Origin of the sequence: Burkholderia sp. PAMC 26561 (assembly GCF_001557535.2) — a bacterium.
Lineage (GTDB): Bacteria > Pseudomonadota > Gammaproteobacteria > Burkholderiales > Burkholderiaceae > Caballeronia.
Window position 1 is genome coordinate 161,629 of record NZ_CP014307.1, and the last position, 19,761, is coordinate 181,389.

At 58.6% G+C, this 19,761-nt stretch carries 14 protein-coding genes and 2 pseudogenes; 3 read left to right on the plus strand and 13 right to left on the minus strand.

The genetic code is table 11. From position 1 onward, the window contains the following. Nucleotides 1–107 precede the first annotated feature (107 nt). From AXG89_RS16375 to AXG89_RS16385, 3 genes are all read right to left on the minus strand, one after another. Nucleotides 108–1,223, minus strand: coding sequence for an FUSC family protein (locus AXG89_RS16375; protein WP_143325599.1), 1,116 nt, complete (start codon nucleotides 1,221–1,223; stop codon nucleotides 108–110). Nucleotides 1,224–1,477: 254 nt separating this feature from the next. Continuing rightward, complete coding sequence (locus tag AXG89_RS16380) at nucleotides 1,478–2,452, minus strand: NADPH:quinone reductase (protein ID WP_062170889.1); 975 nt, start codon at nucleotides 2,450–2,452, stop codon at nucleotides 1,478–1,480. Between the two features lie 709 nt (nucleotides 2,453–3,161). Further along, nucleotides 3,162–4,310 carry an FAD-dependent oxidoreductase gene (locus AXG89_RS16385; protein WP_062172546.1) on the minus strand — a complete coding sequence of 383 codons (1,149 nt, stop codon included), beginning with the start codon at nucleotides 4,308–4,310 and terminating at the stop codon, nucleotides 3,162–3,164. A 141-nt stretch (nucleotides 4,311–4,451) separates the two neighbouring features. Between AXG89_RS16385 and AXG89_RS16390 the strand changes: the two genes are divergently transcribed. Continuing rightward, a complete protein-coding gene (locus AXG89_RS16390) occupies nucleotides 4,452–5,132 on the plus strand; it encodes a TetR/AcrR family transcriptional regulator (RefSeq protein WP_062170891.1) in 681 nt (226 codons plus the stop codon). 457 nt (nucleotides 5,133–5,589) lie between these two features. Here the strand turns inward: AXG89_RS16390 and AXG89_RS16395 are convergent. The 4 genes and pseudogenes from AXG89_RS16395 to AXG89_RS16410 form a co-directional block, all read right to left on the minus strand. Then, nucleotides 5,590–5,879 (minus strand): annotated as a pseudogene (locus AXG89_RS16395) (aldehyde oxidase); the annotation flags it as partial. Between the two features lie 165 nt (nucleotides 5,880–6,044). Further along, nucleotides 6,045–7,682, minus strand: coding sequence for a bifunctional 3-(3-hydroxy-phenyl)propionate/3-hydroxycinnamic acid hydroxylase MhpA (gene mhpA / locus AXG89_RS16400; protein WP_062170895.1), 1,638 nt, complete (start codon nucleotides 7,680–7,682; stop codon nucleotides 6,045–6,047). 90 nt (nucleotides 7,683–7,772) lie between these two features. Further along, entirely contained in the window at nucleotides 7,773–8,747 is a 975-nt protein-coding gene (locus tag AXG89_RS16405) for a VOC family protein (RefSeq protein ID WP_062170898.1), read from the minus strand. A gap of 100 nt (nucleotides 8,748–8,847) precedes the next feature. Then, on the minus strand, nucleotides 8,848–9,696 hold the full coding sequence (locus AXG89_RS16410) for a fumarylacetoacetate hydrolase family protein (protein WP_062170899.1): 849 nt from the start codon (nucleotides 9,694–9,696) through the stop codon (nucleotides 8,848–8,850). Between the two features lie 173 nt (nucleotides 9,697–9,869). Between AXG89_RS16410 and AXG89_RS16415 the strand changes: the two genes are divergently transcribed. After that, nucleotides 9,870–10,601, plus strand: a complete 732-nt coding sequence (locus AXG89_RS16415; RefSeq protein ID WP_082771485.1) for a TetR/AcrR family transcriptional regulator — start codon at nucleotides 9,870–9,872, stop codon at nucleotides 10,599–10,601. An 81-nt stretch (nucleotides 10,602–10,682) separates the two neighbouring features. Here AXG89_RS16415 and AXG89_RS44635 read toward each other — a convergent pair whose 3' ends face one another. Next, the gene (locus AXG89_RS44635; RefSeq protein ID WP_082771486.1) at nucleotides 10,683–11,204 is read right to left on the minus strand and encodes an IS1096 element passenger TnpR family protein; all 522 of its coding nucleotides are present in this window, start codon (nucleotides 11,202–11,204) and stop codon (nucleotides 10,683–10,685) included. A gap of 249 nt (nucleotides 11,205–11,453) precedes the next feature. Between AXG89_RS44635 and AXG89_RS16430 the strand changes: the two are divergent. Continuing rightward, nucleotides 11,454–12,717: pseudogene (locus AXG89_RS16430) on the plus strand (IS1182 family transposase); the annotation flags it as partial. Between the two features lie 984 nt (nucleotides 12,718–13,701). On the opposite strand, the gene AXG89_RS16435 reads toward AXG89_RS16430, so the two are convergent. The 5 genes from AXG89_RS16435 to AXG89_RS16455 form a co-directional block, all read right to left on the minus strand. Beyond that, entirely contained in the window at nucleotides 13,702–15,426 is a 1,725-nt protein-coding gene (locus AXG89_RS16435) for a carboxylesterase/lipase family protein (protein ID WP_162916080.1), read from the minus strand. Continuing rightward, the gene (locus tag AXG89_RS16440; protein WP_062170908.1) at nucleotides 15,353–16,489 is read right to left on the minus strand and encodes a porin; all 1,137 of its coding nucleotides are present in this window, start codon (nucleotides 16,487–16,489) and stop codon (nucleotides 15,353–15,355) included. The genes AXG89_RS16435 and AXG89_RS16440 overlap by 74 nt, the downstream gene beginning before the upstream one ends. Nucleotides 16,490–16,554: 65 nt before the next feature. Next, nucleotides 16,555–17,484 (minus strand): VOC family protein, encoded by a 930-nt coding sequence (locus tag AXG89_RS16445; RefSeq protein WP_062170910.1) that lies wholly within the window; start codon nucleotides 17,482–17,484, stop codon nucleotides 16,555–16,557. Between the two features lie 27 nt (nucleotides 17,485–17,511). Next, a complete protein-coding gene (locus tag AXG89_RS16450) occupies nucleotides 17,512–18,351 on the minus strand; it encodes a fumarylacetoacetate hydrolase family protein (protein ID WP_062170912.1) in 840 nt (279 codons plus the stop codon). Nucleotides 18,352–18,393: 42 nt separating this feature from the next. Next, entirely contained in the window at nucleotides 18,394–19,734 is a 1,341-nt protein-coding gene (locus tag AXG89_RS16455) for an MFS transporter (protein ID WP_062170914.1), read from the minus strand. Between the last annotated feature and the right edge of the window lie 27 nt (nucleotides 19,735–19,761).

Consider the following 19,761-nt stretch of genomic DNA (forward strand, 5'->3'; position numbering starts at 1 on the left):
ACAGTGAAAGGCGATTGTGCGTCTGCGGATATCAGAGAGCGGATGGTGAACGACAGGTAGTGTAGTTCCACGCGTCGTGTTCCGCGTTACCACAAGGGTCGTGACGGTTACGATCCATTACCAGTGCAATTCGCTGAGGTGTTGCGAAGCAACAGTTGATGCAGGTCGATCAGATTTTCACCGACTTGCTCGAATCCGAAGATGACTGAATGCAAGGAACGATACCGGTCGTAGCTATCGCGTGCGGCCGAGCCGTCAAGTTCTTCCCGCAATGTTTCGTGCGCTTCATTGAGCGCTCGGCTGCATGCGTCAGGATCCGGTGCCGCATGACCTCCTCTTACATAGGCAGCCAGCCTCGAAAGATAAAGCGCCCCACACGTTTTGACGTTGTTGCCGACGTCCATCATCACTTCTCGATCTCCCGTCGTGAAATGGCTGCCATGGGCGGAACCGATTCGATCCAGAAGAACAAGGCCGTGCCAAAGGCGTTCAGTTGCCGAGAGAGCAGACGACAGCGTCAGGCCTGATTGAAAGTGCGCGCGTATGCGCGTGTCGATTGAAACGGATCGAGCCAGTTCAAGATGTCCAAGGAATCGCTCGTGTAGAGCGTCGAGCGCGGCACGGTCGTGTGGTTGATCGAATATGGAAATATGGTTGAGCAATTCACTGCAATCGTCGAGTGCCGCTGCAATGAAATTGAACACGCGTTGGCGGGCGAGCTGCGGCCATACCGACATCGACACCGCGATCCCGATGCCGGAACCGAGGATGATCGCCCCAGCACGACTGATCGCATCAGAAATGCCGGCAGACGGGGCAAGCGCGATCACAGCGGCCGCCACGACGCCATAGCTTGTCGCGGGCCAGATCGCGGTCACACTGCAGGTCACAAGCGTGGTCAGCCCGAGTCGCAACATCGACTGCTCGCTGCCGGGAAAAACGTGTATTGCTGCCAGACCGACAGCGGTGCCGAATACCGCACCCGCCATTTGCCCAAGGCCATATCGCATGCTTCGGTCGAAATTCTTCTGCAGGGTAAAAAGGCTGGAGAAGATAGCCCATGTGGCATTCGAAGGATCAATGGCCGCGAGGACAGCGTAGCTCAGAAGGCTCGCGACAAGTGACTGCAAGGCTATGCGCAATGAATCGGAACGGCGCGCGCGCCAACCATCGGCAGCTCTCTTGATCAGATTCGCCGGTTGCGATCGGCCGAGATGTGGCATTGAATTTCCGTCAAACAATTTCCGCGGTGGACGCAAGGTTGGCCATTCCGAACCTTCGCGCGATCCTGCCGCGAAGTCCGACCGCCGCCGGATCCGCGCGGAAAAAATGGCGAACGGCCGAATATGGTTCAGCCGACCCGATCCGAGTACCGCATGCCACCCCTGCAATAGTCTGGTGCTCGCGGGTTACCGGGCAAAGAACAAACGCGGCGCGGCATATTGCAAGGGAACGCTGAAGAGCGGAAAAGGCATGCTCACAACGTGACGACGGCGTTGCCCGTCAGTCGACCGCTTTCGACAGCCTCGTGCGCCTCGACAATGTGCTCGAGGGAGAAACGCTCTGCCACGTTGTGATTGAGCGCGCCGGTTTTCAGATAACCATTCAGCGCACTCACAGTCTCGGCGCGCGCTGCGGGCGAGAGCTCGTAGACGATAAAAAAACGTATTGCGGCGCCACTTTGAATCATTGGCAGGAAGTCGAACTGCACCTGCGGCTTGCCCGACCCATAGATCGCGCCCATGCCGTCACGCGCCAGGGCCGCGGGGTACAGTGCGGCGTTCGCGGCGGCATCGACCTCCACGATTCTGTCCACGCCGCGTCCGTTCGTCAGCGCCTTCACACGCGCAACCACGTCCTCGTTGCGGTAGTTGATGACATCGTCGGCGCCGAGGCCCTTCGCGATCTGTGCCTTTGCATCCGAACTCACGGTGGTGACGACCCGAGCCGCGCCCAGGAGGCGCGCAAACTGAATCGCATATGCGCCCACGGCGCCTGCGCCCCCTGTGACGAGCACAGTCTTGCCAAGCACGGTGCCGTCGATCGTGAGTGCGCGAAGCGCGGTGAGTGCAGGAATGCCAAGGCACGCGCCCTCATCGAACGAGGTATTGTCGGGCAGGTCCACCGCTTGTTCCGCTGGCAGCGCGATGTACTCTGCAGCCGTGCCCCCAGCACGCTTCCATTGACCATTCCAGAGCCAGACCCGCTCGCCGATACGGCTCTCCGGGACGCCCCTTCCCACGCTTGTGATGACGCCCGCGCCGTCGCTGTGCGGTGTGATGCGCGCCGCCATGGGGGGACGGCTGGAACGCCCTTTGACATCGGACGGATTGACGCCGGACGCCTTGACCTGCACGCAGACTTCGCCTTCTTGGGGAGCGGGATTGTCGAGCTCGCCGACCGTAAGCACCTCACGCGCCGCGCCATTGCGCTCATACCATGCAGCTTTCATCTGAATTTCTCCTTGAATTAGCAGGCGGGATGGGCTGCGTTACCCGTGTATAGCCGCATCACGCGCGCAAGACGATCCCGTAAGACGACCTTCCGGCAAAACCGCCTGCATGTTGATTCGCGACCGTGGTTCAATCAAATTCCGAGCATCTGCGCCATCGCCCGTACAGCGTTCGACGTTGAATTCAGTAGGCCGGCTGCTTTCGTTAGGTCTTGTTGAATAGGCGCGTCACCGTCGAGAAAATGCATATATGAATTGCTTGGTCGGTGAGCTGGGAAAAGCGCCATAAACCTGAAAAACAGAAAGTTCATTAGGAAATATTGTACAGCCTGATGTTTTTTCTGGCAGCGTACAACGCGCAATTGCTGGATGAATCAGTGCATGCGCGTCCTTGTCAGTGACAACGCCATGCAGACTGACCGATGGACAAGTGGTGTTTATTTGGCATACCTAACCGGATCAATGCGGTTTACCGATCAAGACCAAGAATTGATCGATCAGGATTGGCGTCTTATGGCGTGTACGTAACGCTATCGTGGTTCGACAGAAATATGCGCATTACGTCCCGCATGCGGGCAACGGCGAGTGCACTTGTTGATAGCGAGGTGACGTTGCGCGCGCCGAGGTGAGGTTCAGCTCGAACGGCACAAAAACGATGCCGGTCGTCCCCGTGCTATGAACAACGAGGTCATGCTGGAATGCAGGTGGACTATTTCGCCGGCTGGTTCCAGGTAAAAAAATCGAGAAGGCTCTGAGGCGCGTCGGGACCGAGACACACCCTGAGTACGTCTTCCGCCTCCGCGGCCTCGGACGCGCTGCGGGGGAAGAGGTCCTGCTCATACAAGATGAGCGCGGCCTCAAGGTCATCGGGGTGGGCGGCGATAACCTTGCCGAGCTCAGCGCCGTCGAACATTGCAAGGTTGGCCCCCTCACCGGACGGGATCATCAGGTGCGCGGCGTCGCCGAGCAGTGTCACCCCCGGTATGCGGTCCCATCTGTGCTCGACTGGAAGCGCGTGAATGGGGCGGGGCATAAGGTTTGTCTCACCGTCGGTGATGAGCGCTACGAGTTCCGGAGCCCACCCGTCGAACTCCCTGGCAACGCAAGCTCTGGCCGCTGCCGGGTCGGAGAAGTCGATGCTGTCAATCCAGTCCGCGGGCTTGTTCAACTGCGCGTACGTATGAAGCACGCCATTGGGCTCGCGATGCGCCAGTATGCCCCTGCCCGGCGCGAGCGCAAATAGCGCTCCGTCGCCAACCGCTTGGGCGCTTGCCGCGTGTCGAGTGTCGCCGTCGTAAAGATGTGTCTCGAAGAATGACGTGCCGACATACGCCGGTTCCGCCAAGGAGAGAAGGGGACGAACTCTCGACCAGGCTCCGTCGGCCCCCACGAGGAGGTCGGCCGTCACGGCGGAGGCGTCAGCGAAGGTCAACATGTGCCGGCCGCCACCAAGCGCAGACGCTGCTACGAGCTTGTGTCCCCACCGGATCGTGTCGGAAGGGATCGAGTCAAGCAGGATACGGCGTAGTTCCCCTCTAGGTACCTCGGGTCGACCGCCCGTACCGTCGTCGGGTTCGTCAAGCAGCAGGTTGCCGTCCTTGTCGAGTAAGCGCGTTGCCTGGCCGCCAGCGTGAATGACCTTCAGGAACTGATCAAAGAGGCCCGCTGTTTTGAGCGCGACTTGCCCGTTGTGTTCGTGAATATCGAGCATGCCCCCCTGCGAGCGCGCGTTCGCCGAGGTTTCCGCTTCATAGATCGTCGCAGCAATGCCGTGAACATGGAGGACTCGGGCGAGTGTCAGCCCGCCCAGCCCCGCACCGATGATAGCGATTGAAGTATTCCTGATCGACGTGTTCATTGAGCCTTGATTGTCAGTTTCGCAGCCGCATGACCGTGTCCCGGCTATTGCGACCGCTATGGAACGGTATTCCATTCATTTTGGAACGCCATTCCATCGGTGTCAACTTGGAACGTTATTCCATATCTGCCAAAATGGGGTATGCCCAAAAAAGTACCGAGCGTTAAACGACGTAAAGAGTCGCTCTCACGGGAGCGTGTCATCGAGGTGTCGATCGAACTACTGGACAGCAGTGGAGAAAGTGGGCTCACATTTCGCGCCCTGTCAGAGCGGCTCGTCACGGGTCCCGGCGCGATTTATTGGCACATCGACAGCAAGAGCGAGTTGCTGACCGCCGCCTGCGACTCCATCGTCGCTCGCACGATGAACGCGCCCACGGCCAGCGGAACACCGGAGGCGATCATTCGATCCCTTGCGCTCGGCCTGTATGACGCGATTGATACGCACCCTTGGGTAGGCTCGACGCTTACGCGTGCTCCGGGGCAGTTGCCCATAGTGCGCATTCTCGAGCGCATCGGCCAGCAGGTTTGCGCTCTTGGCGTACCGGACGAGGAACAGTGGGCAACGGTGTCCGCGTTACTGAACTACATAATCGGTGTCGCTGGGCAGAACGCGGACAATACGCAATTCGCTCGAACGCATAACCTCGACAGAGCCAGTTTCCTGGAGACGGTTTCGACCGTCTGGTCTCAACTCGATCCGGTCGAATACCCGTTCGCACGTAGCGTTGCCAGCCAGTTGCCTTCTCACGACGACCGTGCCGACTTTATTGCCGGCGTTGATCTGATCCTTCGCGGGGTCGCGGCCGCGGGCGAACGTTGATATGGAGCGCTGAACGCCCACAGCGGAAAGTCCACTGGGGACGGTTCTTGGATTGAAATGTTAAGCGTCCTGCGATGCAAAAAGTGGATAATTTATATTATGTCAAATATGCTAGGCGTCCTTGATTCACGGCGATGGAGTTGGGACAATTATGTCAGCTGGGGTGTCTGGCGTTGTGCGCGTTATGGCCATCGCATTTGCCTAAAACCCGCGCACTTACGATCTTGGTGCGCCAACGCGATTTATTTTCGAGCAGAATTGTCGCAAACAACACACGTGTGCAACGCTCTCCTTCGGAGCTGCCTCATCGTCCGCAATGAATTGGCACGTTACCGCACCACGCACTGCCTCCAACCGGGTCAACGATCATCGAGTTTTTGGGCCAGCGCGCTTTATTGCCATGTCGAACGGCGTGGACTGCTTGCGTTCTCCGGTCAGATGATAAATGGCATTGGCCTTCATCGATGATCGACTCGCCCGCGAACACATCGGGAATGTAGCTGACCGCCCGATACCAACCCGTCGGAACGCCCGTTCATGACGGACCCAGCCAATGTCCAGATGCGGCGCACGGTACATGAACTCGCCCGCGTTGATGGCCTCGGTGGTGCTGTAGTCCATACGATCCGCGCGATCGAAATAACCCGGCTCCCATTGCTCCGGCGAAGCCGGCGAAACCGGTTTGCCGGTCTTTACTGCGAGGTACGTGACTTCGAACAACCAGTATTTGGACTTTGCGCGTGCGCCTCAGAAGCGATGGCAAACGGCACGATCAAGCATGTCTACGTCTCTCTCATTTTGGACTCCTTTATATTATGGATGTCTTTAACTTAAATCCCAATGACGCAAAGAATCTCGTCTCCCTCCTACAAAGAGCAACGGAGCGACGGCGTCGCTCCGTTGCGTACTGCTTCATGCAGCAATGACTTTCGTCATCGGCTTTTCACCGGAAGGGAGATTAAAGAGGGAAAGCCGAGTCGAAAGGTTTGCCACCAACCCCGACAAAGCCGAGAGCGTCTTCACCGCACCAAACACGTAATAATCCGGGCGCACGAGGATCGCCTTCACGCCATGTTCATCGAAGAATTGCCGGTATTTGCCGCTCACGTCGAATAGCACGCGCCCCGGCACGGTCTTGTCCGCGTCTGCGGTGATGCCAACGGTCTGCGCGCCGATCCGGGCGAGCGCTGCCTGCGAGACGGCGTCCAGATGCTGTTCAGGGTCCGCATCGAGCGCAATGATGTGAAAACCATTGGGCAGTGCGTCGTCGTAGCGCATCTGTTGCCCGTCGTTGGCGACCTGTCCATGCACGCTTAGTTGCCCCGCTGCACCGCAAGTTGAATAGCGTTCCTCACCGCAGATGAGACCATCGGTCAAGCCGGGGAATGGCGGCAAGGGCGACACCTGACCCGACAGATAGGCATCGTCGCGCAGCTTCGCCTCGTCGGGATCGGAAATGCAGACGACCCGGCCCATTGCGATGGAAGCGTCGATGACGGCGCGCACCTGCGGGCGACGCTCCGGTGTGTAGCTTTCGAGAAGCTCCGGCGATGAGATACCCTTAAGTATCAGATCAAACCGCCACGCGAGGTTCCACGCGTCCCGAATACCCGAGCACATGCCCTGCCCCATGAAGGGCGGCATCTGATGCGCGGCGTCGCCTGCGAGCACGATGCGGCCGCTGTGCCAGTTCTCGGCAATCAGCGAACGGAACTTGTAGACGGCGAAGCGCACCAGCGTTGCTTCCTGTGGAGTGACCCACGAAGAGAGCAGTTCCCATACTTTCTCTGGTTTCTGCAGGTCCTCAACCGACTCGCGCGGCAGGCGCATGAATTCCCACCGTCGGTAACCGGGGCCGCCCGGCACCATCGTGGTCGGACGCGCCGGATTGCACCACTGGCCGATATCCGGCACGTCAAGCTTGACGCCTTCGTTAGGCTTAAGGTCAATGACAAGCCAGTCTTCCTGAAAACCCAGGTCTTCGAAAGCAATGTTCTCGGACTTGCGCACAAAGCTGTTGGCACCATCGGCACCAACCACATAGCGGGCGCGCACGGTCTGCGTCTCACCGGTCGGCACCCACACGTTGCCGTCCATCTTTCCTTTGCGCATCGTTACTTCGCAGTGCTCGGGCAGCTGGCGTAAGCTGATCGCTTCCCAGCCCTGCTGGACGGAGACGCCGGCCAATGATTTGGCCTTTTCGTCCAGAAGCGCCTCAAGCGAAGGCTGATTGAACAGATAGCCAACCGGACCGTCACTAATGGATTCGGCCGACCAATCGATCTCGACCAGCGTCTTCCAGTCAGCGTTAAACCACTGGTAAGTGGACGAGGGTTGCGAAATGCGTGCGACCTGCGCTCCGATACCCATAGCGTTAAAGATTCGCCGGATTTCGTGGTCGTGGAACACGGCGCGAGGCAGCGGATATAACGCCGGCCACCGGTCGAAAGCGGCAACCTTGTAGCCGCGTTCGCCCAGCAGGATGGACAAGGTCTGTCCGACGGGTCCGTATCCGACGATGACGACATCGAGAATGTTTTGGTCAGCCATTTGAGTCCACTTGCTAAAAAAAGGATGAGTCGTACCCCTGGCGCCAGACGACCCGGCTGCCATCATAAAGATCCGTTGGAAAGACCTGCTTTAACCTTCGGGAACGACACCGGCCACATCCGCCGGCGCTTCAGTGTTGTGGATGAAATTGTCCGGAACAGCTGGACCCCAAAGATAAAGGGAATCCTCCGGAGGAAAGTCGCCCGCCGGCCATTCACGCCCCGCCGAGACAAAGTCGATATCGGCCGAATACTCGCAGAACGAGCCCCACGGGTCCTGAACATAGTGGAAGTAGTTCGAGCCCAGCACGTGCCGGCCGGTGCCCCACCCTTTGCCGTAACCTGCCGCAGCCATCTGCGAAGCACCTTCGCCCACCAGGTTGACGTTATCAACGTCCCAGGCTGAGTGATGCCATCCGCGCGCCGTACTTTTTGCAAAGGCGACCAGATGATGGTCGCTCCCGTGCGGCGCGTGCGTGAACGCGATAATGTCGCGCGATTTATCCGACAGTCGCAATCCGAGCGCCCGGCGATAAAAGTCGAGCGCACCCAGCACATCGGGCGTGAACAGGAGCACATGCGAAAGGCGTCTGGGCCGCACGAGCGCGCTGGACGATCGGGTGTGCGAGCCGCGCTCATCCGCGGCGCTTCCCGCAACGACACAGGGGGTCTTGCTCGAAGGGCTTGTCTTGGGACCAGTCTTGACCTGAATCAGGTTTCCGTCCGGGTCATGGAACCAGAAAGCTTCACCGTCGGGCGCGGGGTCGCGCTCAACGACAACGGCGCCGGCCGCCTTCACCTGACTCAGGATGGCCTCGAAATCTCTTTCGAAGCAACTGAAGCTCAGATAGGCGAGTGACTTTCTGTCCGACGGCAGGATGCGAGCCCAACGGTGGCCATCAACCGCCCGAAGCTCTAACTGTCGTGCTTCTCCGGCACCCGAAGAAACGTCGAATCCGAAGGCGCGAAAAAATCGGTCTGCGTCCGCTATCGAGGGAACGTTGAGCGCGAAGTGGTCGATCGAATGCACACTTGCGCCGTCGGGAACGGCTACCGCATCAGCCATGACTGTCTCCATTGGTGTGTTCTGTTGCGCCGACTCGGCGGCCGGCTTGGGTTCGCGGCGCGGCCCGCCGCGTCGCCTGCTGGGATGCTTGTTGGGTCGCTTAACCAGCGGTCTCGTCGGCGATCACGTTTCTCAGCGTTCCGATTTTTTCAACACTGACTTCGCACACGTCGCCAGCTTTCATGAAGACCTTGGGGTTGCGCGCCCAGCCGATACCCGAAGGCGTCCCAGACACGATGACATCACCCGCTTCCAGCGTGATCGCTTCGCTGATGACGCTGATGAGGGTGGCGACGTCAAAAACCATTGAATCCGTATTGGCAGACTGCACAACTTCGCCGTTTAGCCGCGTCTCAAGTAGGAGGCCCTTGGCGCCCGCAGGCAATTCGTCGGCCGTTACCAGATCGGGGCCAAAGGCGCCGGTGCCGTCAAAGTTCTTGCCCACCGTCCACTGCGGCGTCTTGAACTGATATTCACGGACCGAGCTGTCATTGAACAGCGCATAACCGGCGACGTGCGCCAGCGCGCTTTCCTTGGTGATATGACGACCGCCCTTGCCCAGTACAACGGCAATTTCGCCTTCGAAGTCGAGCCCTTCCGAGTCCGTGACGCGCGGACGGATCATTGGCTCCTCATGCGCGATCAGACTCGTGTGCACGCGGAAAAATAGCGTCGGGTAGTCCGGCTGCGCATAATTGCTCTCCGACGTGTGGTCGGCAAAGTTCAAACCGACGCAGATGATCTTTGGCGGACGGCGCAACGGCGGCAGGAACTTCAAGCCCTGCGCCGCGATCTTTTCTCCACTGGTCCTCTCTTGAGCGTAATCGTTCAAGTGGACGCCGCGCGCGAGCAATGATTCCAGAGTTTCGTCACCCAGAATCCGCACCTGCGCACCCTCACGCACGCCCAGGGTTGCCTTGCCGTCCCGTTCAAAACTCACAAATCGCATTACTGCCTCCTGTTGATGCCCGGGTGACGGGCCGGCGAACACATTTATTTCGTATTGACATATTTGTCACTTCTAATTCTAGTTGATTTGACAAAATGGTCAACTAGAATACGTATAGGAGATACCCGCATGCCAAATTGTTTAAAATCTCATACGAAATAAGGGGAAATGTCGTGCCGAAATTACCGACCGTCGAAAACTATCAAACACGCGTCGGGGCATTGCGCCGGGAGAAGACTCGCAACCGCCTCATCGAAAGCGCCTTAGGCGTATTTGCTGAGAAAGGGCCCGACGCGCCGCTCATCGATGACTTCATCGCCGCGGCGGGCGTTGCACGCGGCACGTTCTATAACTACTTTCGTACCACTGCCGAATTGCTGTCCGCAGTGGTCGGAGAAAGCAGCGATGAAGTACTGGGCGTCATCGACCCGGTGGTAAGGGAAGTGCAAGATCCGGCGCGGCGCGTGGTGATGGGTTCGCGGCTCTACATGCAGGTGGCTGTGCGCTATCCGCTATGGGGCGCGTTCATTACCAGGATCGGCACAAGACGTGGGTCGCGCGGTCGCCTGCTCGATGAGTACCTGACGAGGGACCTCACGGCAGCGATCGACCTCGGGAGATTCCGGGTGGCCGATGTAGCCGTGGCACGCGACATCGCGCTGGGCTCGATCATGTACGGTATCGAAACGCTTCTTTCAGGCGAAGCCCCGGTCAACTATGCGCAGCAGTCCATGTACGCCCTGCTTCAGGCGTTCGGCATCAACGCTGACGAAGCGAGGGAACTCGCCTATGAGCGCGTCGTCGAATGTCCCGAACCGCGCGGCGTGATCTTTGAGCGGGGAAGCACTGCTCCTGTCGCGAACGAAGTCTACATTAATGAACAATCGCTTCCCGTCTCCAGCTAAAAGGCGACGCGAGGACGCGGCAAGATCCGACATTATTGAGACGGTACGGAACTACCGGTCACAGTGGCTTGATGTCCTACGCTATTCGCCGGGGCAACGAGGACAACAGCTCACGTACCACCCCTTCTCGACTGGCTCGTGAGGCTTTCCCCTCTGCAATGTCGCGCAGATCCCGCCTGGCAACGTGCATGCGCGGTGGCATCGGAACAACCTTGTCGCGCTGGTCGCGCTGCGAAGTGGAATTGGTCCATCCGAAGCGTCGTATTGCAACGATTTCCGGTCATCAAGTGCCACCGCGAGGGTTGCCGTGGCTACGTCTAACAAAGGCGGATCATCGGGGACATCGGGTCGGATGGACGGATCGACCTCTCCGTAGTTTTTGTCTCCAATGAGGTACTCATGCACGTCGCCACCGTCCCACCCGATGGTCATAAGCAAGAAGACGTAAAGCCTGGAAAGCTCAACGGATCCGCGAACGAGAATCTGCCGCCAAAGCGCTGGTCTGAGGCCCAGTAGTTCAACCCGCAACTGATAGACGAACTCTGGAGACCTGATCATTCGCAACGTGGGTTTGCGACTACTTGATTTGCGTGCTTGAGCCATTGTGATGGTCCGTTAGGCCGCAGCTGAGTGGCCTGTTCAACGGGCATCAGGCGCCACGACGGTTTTGTCGCAATAAGGATGGATGGGCGATTTAAGGCGACTCACGGACATCGTCGAACAAAGACTTGATGCGGGCGTGCGGCTTGGAGAGCAGGTTGCAAAGGCCATGGTCGCCGTTCGCATCGGCCCGGAAGTACGCATGGCCGTTGTTGGTACTCCCGGTTATTTTCGTCACGCATCCAAAGCCGAGATGAGCTTGATCTTCAGAAACTTGAGTTTGAGGCGTTGAACCGGCGCTGACTGGTCGGCCTTCGTATCATCCTGAAGTAAAGCTTAAGATGTACATTTTCGGTTATCTGAACTGTATTCAATACAGTCGCCGCCTTGAACGCGAGGCCCAGCGCAACGTTAAATTGATGTGGCTCACGGGCCGCCTGGCAAAGGATTTCAAGACTATTGCGCGATTTCGCAAAGACAACGGCAAAGCGATCCGCAACGCTTGTCGTCAGTTCGTCATGCTATGCCAACGCTTGGACCTTTTCGCCGAAGCGCTCGTTGCGATAGACGGCAGCAAGTTTAAGGCAGTGAACCATCGCGATCGCAACTTCACGAGCGCAAAACCAGAACGGCGAATGAAGGATATCGAGGCAAGCATCAGCCGTTATCTGGTGAAAATGGACACCGCCGATCGCAAGGAACCTACTATCGCGAAGGTGAAGACTGAACGGTTGCAAGACAAGATCGCGGCTCTCAAAGAGCAGATGCAAATCCTTGAGAAAGTCGAAGTTCAACTCGGCGCGACGCCAGACCAGCAAGTGTCGCTTACCGACCCGGACGCGCGCTCAATGAAGACGCGAGGAACCGGCGTCGTCGGCTACAACGTCCAGGTAGCAGTCGATGCAAAGCACCATTTGATCGTCGCGCACGAGATCACCAATAGCGGCATTGATCGGGATCAACTCCCGTCGATGGCGACGCTCGCGCGTAACGAGACGGGCGTCGAGAAGCTCACGGCAGCTGCGGACAGAGGTTATGACAAAAGCGAGGAGGTACTCGCGTGTCACCAAGCTGGCGTTACTGTGTACGTTCCCAAGACGGTGACGTCGAGCGCGACGGCTCACGGTCGCTTCAGCAAAGACGATTTCATTTACGATGACGAGGCGAACGAGTATCGCTGCCCAGCGGGACAGCGTCTCACATGGCGCTACGTGACGATCGAGCGCGAGCTAAAGTTGCATCGTTATTGGAGTTCGAACGGCCAGCAGTGTTCGTTAAAGGACAAGTGCACGCCGAGCATACAACGCCGGGCGACGCGCTGGGAACACGAAGAGGTTCTCGATGCGATGCAAATCCGTCCTGACCACAGTCCCGACATGATGCGTATCCGACGACAAACCGTCGAGCATCCGTTCGGCACAATGAAGGCTTGGATGGGAGCCACGCATTTCTTAACGCGAACGATCAAGCGGATAAGCACTGAAATGAGCTGCACGTGCTTGCGTACAACATGAAGCCGCGAGAACAGGTGTCGTCAGAGTCTGCGCCGTTACGCCTTTTGACACGGTCCGGCCGGCTGCCGCCCGACGGCCCACAGCGCTCCGTCGCCTCCCTCGGAAGCGCCCTCGTCCACGTCAGCAACTGCAAGGCGGGGATATCGGATGTTCACCCGAAAAAGAGCAACAAAACAAGAACTGGAGCGTACTGAGTGCGCACAGGCGGCATCATGAATGCATCCATTCATGGAGCACAAACACATGAACGCGCCTACGTTATCGCCGAACCCCACATCATCCATCAAGGGACGCAGGTTGCACTGGTCAGCGTACCCTCAACCTGAACGGTATAGATCTCGCGCCTAATTCTTCAGTGTTCTGGTTGGGCTGGCGAGGAGTGCTTGGTATTGCGTCCGGCTCGCGGACCACACGCAACCGCAGATGACACTGGAAGTGCGCTTTACGGTTGCGTCGAGATCGTGTTGTGATGGTCGGATCGGATACCGTATCGGGCGAAATGTCACTGATCCCGTCGAAGACCACTGCTTTCAATGCGCACTCCTTGGTGAGGACATGGCTCAGTTTCAGTAAACTGCGGACCCGAAGCAATGGCGCCGCTAGCAAGACACCTTCGCAACTCGACAATCGCACCCGAGATGCTTTGCCGCATTCGAGTCACGCAAAGCATCGACTTGCTGGCGTTAAAAGGTCGGGCAGTTCGTATCAGTGGAGCGGTATCGAAAATGGTTGACGAACGTCACTCCGGCTTACGCCTCGGAGAAACACTCGGCATGGGCGTCTATAACGCCACGCGTGGTTTTGGTGGCATAACGGCTCGTGGACTGCGTATGGATAAGCGCATGTGGGCGACAAGATCATACGCGTCCATGATTTAATGCTTAACTGAGGCAGGACTTGGCGGTTTGGACGAAGAGCACTACCGAATTTTTATGACAGACTTTCGCAACTTCAGCCAATTCATATCAACACGGTGGTGCGCTTCATCAAAGCGGCGGCTGACTCACCGAAATCAGGCCCTTCGCCCGAAATTTATCCAGAAACTGGAATCGTTCGGTTCCCTCCTCCGGTCCAGGCTGTATCACATTCCCGATTCGCATAGTCTGACTGCCAGCGCCGGTGTATTGCGGCCATTGTGGCAGCCCTGCCCCGTTCGGGTTTCCCGACCGAGCAAAATTCGTCCAGTACGATTGCATGGTGTCGGACACAGCCAAATCCTGCGCGCTTGCCGTCACGTTTCCATTGGGCGTCAGGTTGCCGAACACATATGGCACCTCCGTCGCATGCGTGGCGACCGGGTTATACGCCGATGTCTGCTCGAAATGATAAACAAATACCGCTGAATGTCCCGTCTTCTGTTGCTGCGTAACCCAACCCCAAGTCTGGTATTTGATCACCTGGTCCCCGATCAATGCCTGTGCTGATTGCGTCGCTTGCCCGATTGAACTGGCAGGGTACGCCTGCTCGAACGCGGTCACGTTCGATGGACCGAACTCAGTTGCGGCGGCGCTCGTGTAGGACTGAATCGTCGTATGCGGAAGCGCACGGTTGAAGAACGCGAGACCTTCATCGGAGTTCCATCCTGCCAACAGCGGCACATCGTTTTGACGACCATTGAGAAAACGGATATAGGGATTTTCCGGCAGAACATAGCCGTCCACGATCGGTGAGAAGTTGGTTAAGCCAGGATCGGTGGCGAAAGTCCAATTGGTTGCCGTCTCGAGTGTCAAAGCCGGGACGGCTCTCAACTGAGCAAGTGTGGGCGCGTTCATCTGGGTGCCGAGGGCGGTTCCCATCGCCTGCGCATCGGCATACGGCTTCATTTCGCCATGTTCGCTTTCCCAGAACGCGCCGCTTTCGCCAATCGCTTTCTGAAACAGTCCGGTCGCCAAGGGCGACGCCATCAGCAAGCCGATTGCATGAGAGCCGGCCGATTCACCGAATACAGTCACGTTGGCAGGATCGCCGCCAAACGACGCAATATTATCCTTGACCCACTTGAGCGCCGCGATCTGATCCTCAATGCCATACATCCCCGACTTGTGACCATTCGACTCCGCATCAAGATCCGGTCTTGAAAGATGTCCGAATACGCCCAAGCGATAATTGATCGTCACCATCACGACGTTTTTCTTTGCGAGCGACGTACCATCCAGACTGTCGTCCGACCCGGTGCCGAACTGAAATCCGCCACCGTGAAGCCACACCATGACAGGCAGTTTTGCGCCTCGTGTTTTCGCGCCACTCCAGATATTCAGAAACAGGCAGTCTTCGATCACGCCATCAGTGCTAATCGGGCCACCGAATGCCGCGGCCGCCCAACACTTTGCACCAAAGGTGGTGGCGTCGCGCGCGCCAGTCCACTTCTGTGCCGGTTGAGGCTCTTTCCATCGCAGGTTTCCCACGGGAGCGGCAGCATAGGGAATCCCCTTGAAACTGACGATGCCCGAAGCGTCTGCCGCATTGCCCACGAGACTGCCCGACGCGGTGGTTACATGGTTATCGAGCGGCGCGGCGGATTGGTCCGGCGTGGATCCGTTGCCGGCGCATGCGGACAGAATGACCACTGCAATTGGCAGGGCCATGCTCCGGGGACTAACATTTCCTTTTTGCATAAACATTGTTTCGTCTCCTTGATCAGAACGTGTGCTTGATGCCGGCCATGACACCGAGTTGCCCGATGCCCGCAGCGGGTGTTGTCCCGGGTCCACCCTGGCTCAGCGTGTAGCGCGCCTTGTTACTGTTGAAGAGGTAGCCGCTTTGCAAATAGACGCTGGTTCGTTTGGACAACAAATAGGTGCCGCGCAATGCCGTGAGCGTGGCGCGCGTGTCCTGTTGCTTGTCAAGAGTGCGGTAGACGCCGCCGTCCAGAGCAACGGACGGCGTGACAAGATACGTTCCGGTCAGATAGTAAATATTCGTGCGAACATCGGGCACGGCGAGCGCTTGCGTATCGACGAAGCGTCCCAGCCAGCCGGCTCCTAACTTCAACTGTCCCACCTTGAAGTAGCCGTTCAGTTGCATCCGGGTGTCCTTGTCGCTGCTTTGCGTCAAGGACACCGGCACCACACCGTTGAAAAAATTCGCCGCAGCGCCGGGTCCACCTCGCTGTTCGTCGTAGGAAGCCGCAAGGCCGAAAGCGCTGCTGTCGTAGCGCAGCAGCGCAGACCACTGCCGACACGCCTGCGAGTTCCCGGGAATGGGTCCCGCGCATGTGCCTTGTCCGGGCGAATTGCCAGTACCAGCCGAATCGCGTCCAAACGAATACGTCGCGCCTACCGTGAGGCCACCGAAGGTACCCTTGTAGGCGATCGTGTTATCGCTTCGCGAGTTCGGGATGTACGCGTCGATTGAACCGACACCCCCATAGATATCAGGGCCCAAGGCATCGGCGTCGCTGATGGCCCAAAACGACATCGTGTATTGACGGCCAAAGGTCAGCGCGCCGTACGAATTCGCAAGACCAACCCACGCCTGGCGTCCAAAGAGTCGGCCACCCTGGTTTACATCGCCGGCGCGCGTATTGAAACCGTTCTCCAAAGTGAAGATTGCGGCAAAGCCGCCACCAAGATCTTCCCTGCCGCGAATCCCCCAGCGTGAGGGCACAGAACCGGTTATGCCCGGCATTCGGATCACTTTGTCTCCTGCCGCATCCGCATGCGTCACCAGTTCGATACCCGTGTCGAGAATTCCGTAAAGCGTGACGCTGCTCTGTGCGAAGGCGGGGCCGCTGAATGCAAGCATGGCAACCGCTGCAATCGTATTGATTTTCATGTCTCCAAACCCTTTGTCGAGTTCTAATTTCTTATGAACTGCAGTTCCCGCGACACGTTGATCCGTCAGGCCTCCGTGTTGTGTATGAAGTAATCGGGCACGTCGGGTCCCCATTGATAAAGCGAGTCTTCAGGAGCGAAATTGCCGGCCGGCCATTCGAATCCAGCGGAAACGAAATCAATGTCGGCGGAATACTCGGAAAACGAACCCCACGGGTCACGCACGTAGTGAAAATAATTTGAACCCAGCACGTGCCGCCCCGTCCCCCATCCAGCCTTGAAGCCCGCCTTGGCCATTTGCGTCGCACCGTTGCCGACCTCATCGACGCTCGCGACGTCCCATGCCACGTGGTGCCATCCTTTGGCCGTGCTTTTTGCGAAAGCAACGAGATGGTGGTCGCTGCCGTGAGGCGCATGCGTGAACGCGATGATGTCGCCGGAGCGATCCGACAGCCGCAAGCCAAGGGCCTTCTCGTAGAACGCCACAGCACGCAGCACATCGGGTGTGAACAGCAACACGTGCGACATACGTCGCGGATGTACGGTCGCAACCTCGGAGCGCATTCGCGAACCACGATGATCCGCACTTGCGCTAAACGGCGCGAGCGGCAATTTGGCCTCGGGCGTGGTCTTCGGGCCGGCGCGCACCTGAAGCAGGTTGCCGTCTGGATCGGCGAACCAGATCCCTTCGGAGCGGGTCGCATCGTTTGACGACATGATTGTGGATCCCGCCGCGCTCACTTGCCGCGCGATCCTGGCCAGGTCGCCTTCGAAGCAATTGAAGCTCAACCAGGCAAGCGACTTGCTGTCGGCCGGCAGGATGCGAGCCCAGCGATGACCGTCTGCGGCGCGAACATCGAGCGCGCCGCTTGTGCGCTTGACGTCGAGACCGAATGCCGTGAAAAAATGCTCGGCCTCGGACAGCGACGGCACATTGAGCGCGAAGTGATCGATCGAATGCACGCCGGCGGGCGGCGAATCAGTACTGGCGGACATGGTGTCTCCCGAACGGCGAATGGTGGATCAGGCGGCCTCGTCGACGATTTCGTTTCGCAACGTGCCGATGCCTTCGACCGATACCTCGCACACATCGCCATGACGCATCAGCAGCTTTGGATTGCGCGCCCAGCCCACGCCGGACGGGGTGCCTGAGACGATCACGTCGCCGGCTTCGAGCGTGACCGCTTCGCTCAACAGAACGATCAGGGTTTCGACGTCGAACACCATGTCGTCCGTACTGGCCGATTGCACGACCTCGCCGTTCAGCCGCGTTTCAAGACGCAGGCCTTTCACGCCTGCGGGAAGCTCGTCAGCCGTTACGAAGTCCGGACCGAATGCGCCGGTGCCGTCGAAGTTCTTGCCCATCGTCCATTGCGGCGTCTTGAATTGGTACTCGCGCACCGAAGCATCGTTGAACAACGCGTAACCCGCGACGTGCGACAGCGCGTCTTCGCGGTGGATATGGCGGCCACCCTTGCCCAGCACAACGGCGATCTCGCCTTCGTAATCGAGGCTGTCCGAAACACGCGGGCGAATGATCGGCGCGTTGTGCGCAACGAGGCTCGTATTGAGCCGCAGGAACATGGTGGGGTAATCAGGCTGTTCGAAATTGCTTTCTTTCGAGTGGTCCTTGAAGTTGAGACCCACGCACAGAATCTTGGTTGGCCGGCGTAAAGGCGGCAAAAACGTCAGACCCTCTTGCGCTTCCACTCGGCCGCCTTCCTGAGTGGCCGCCCAGGTGTTCAGGTCGACCCCCTGCGCGAGCAAGTCTTCCAGGGTGAAATCGCCAAGCGTGCGGATCGCGCTGCCTTCGCGAACACCGAGCAGCGCCCTGCCGTCTTTCTCAAAACTTACGTACCTCATGCCCTTCTCCTGAATGAACGCGGCGCTCGCGCCGCAGTGAAGTCAAATCTGTGATGTGTCGCGCCCGTGATAGACCCAGCCGTTCGCGAGCATCGCGACACCTGCGATCACGACAGGCGCCGCGAACACGACGAATGCAATATCGACGGTATGGAATGCAACCAGCAGGACACCGCCCGTCATCGAACCGATGATCGAACCAATGCGGCCGACGCCAAGCGCCCAGCTCACGCCGGTGGCGCGCGCAGCCGTCGTATAGAACCCGGCGACGAGCACGTTCGCGCCGGTTTGCGCGCCTGAGAGGCCAAGACCTGCCATGAAGACGGTGACGTACACCCATGTGGGTTGGTTGATCGAAACCCCGATCAACGCAATAGAGACCGCGGCGACGGCGTAGGAGCCGGCGAGCACGTAGAACGGATTCATCCTGTCCATCAAGCGCGCATTTATCAGCGAGCCAATCGTTCCGCCGAGCGGCAACATGGCGCCGACGCGTGCAGCGTGCGAGGCTTCGATACCGGCGCCGGTGATCACCGTGGGCAGCCAGCTGCTGACTTGGTAGTAGACCCACAAGGTGCAGAAGAACGCGAGCCAAAGCAGCAGCGTCCCAGTTCGATAACGCTGACTGAAAAGGGTGCCGACCGCATTTTCACGGACCGCGTTGGCATTGGCTTCCTTGGGGATCACCTCTTCGATCGGCGTGTTCGCGTCGCCGGTCAGACGCCGAAGCACCTCACTGCTTTCGCGCTGATAGCGTGGTTTTCCGGCCATGAATCGCAACGACTCCGGCATCCAGAGCCAGATTATCGGTGTCAGCAAAAGCGGGAATACACCGCCGAAGACAAAGACGCCCTGCCAGCCGAAGGCCGGAATCAATAGCGCAGCGACCGCGCCGCCAAACGCCAGCCCGAGCGTAAAACCGCAAAACATCAGCGTGACCATCAAGGCACGGCTGCGCGCAGGGCTAAACTCCGACGACAGAGTGATCGCATTCGGCATCGCACCGCCGAGTCCCGCACCGGTTGCGAAACGCAGCAGGATGAGCCACGTTGGCGAAGACGCATAAGCACATGCGAGGCTGCCGATCCCGAACAACACAAGCGAAATCGCGATGACGCGCTTGCGGCCAATGCGATCCGCGAGCGGCCCAAACAGGAAGCTGCCGACTGTGAGACCGAACAGGCCCGCGCCGAAAATCGGACCGAGCTGCGCCGGGCTGAGCGACCATGCTTTCTTGAGCAACGGCGCGACGTAACCCACGGACGCAACGTCGAAGCCGTCGGCGGCAACGACTAGAAAGCAGAGAACCAGGGTGAGAATTTGTAGCGGCGAAGTCTTCCCGTCGTCCACGACGCTGCGGGGCGTGATTGCGTGCGCATGCATTTACTGTCTCCGATGGATGGGTTCGCT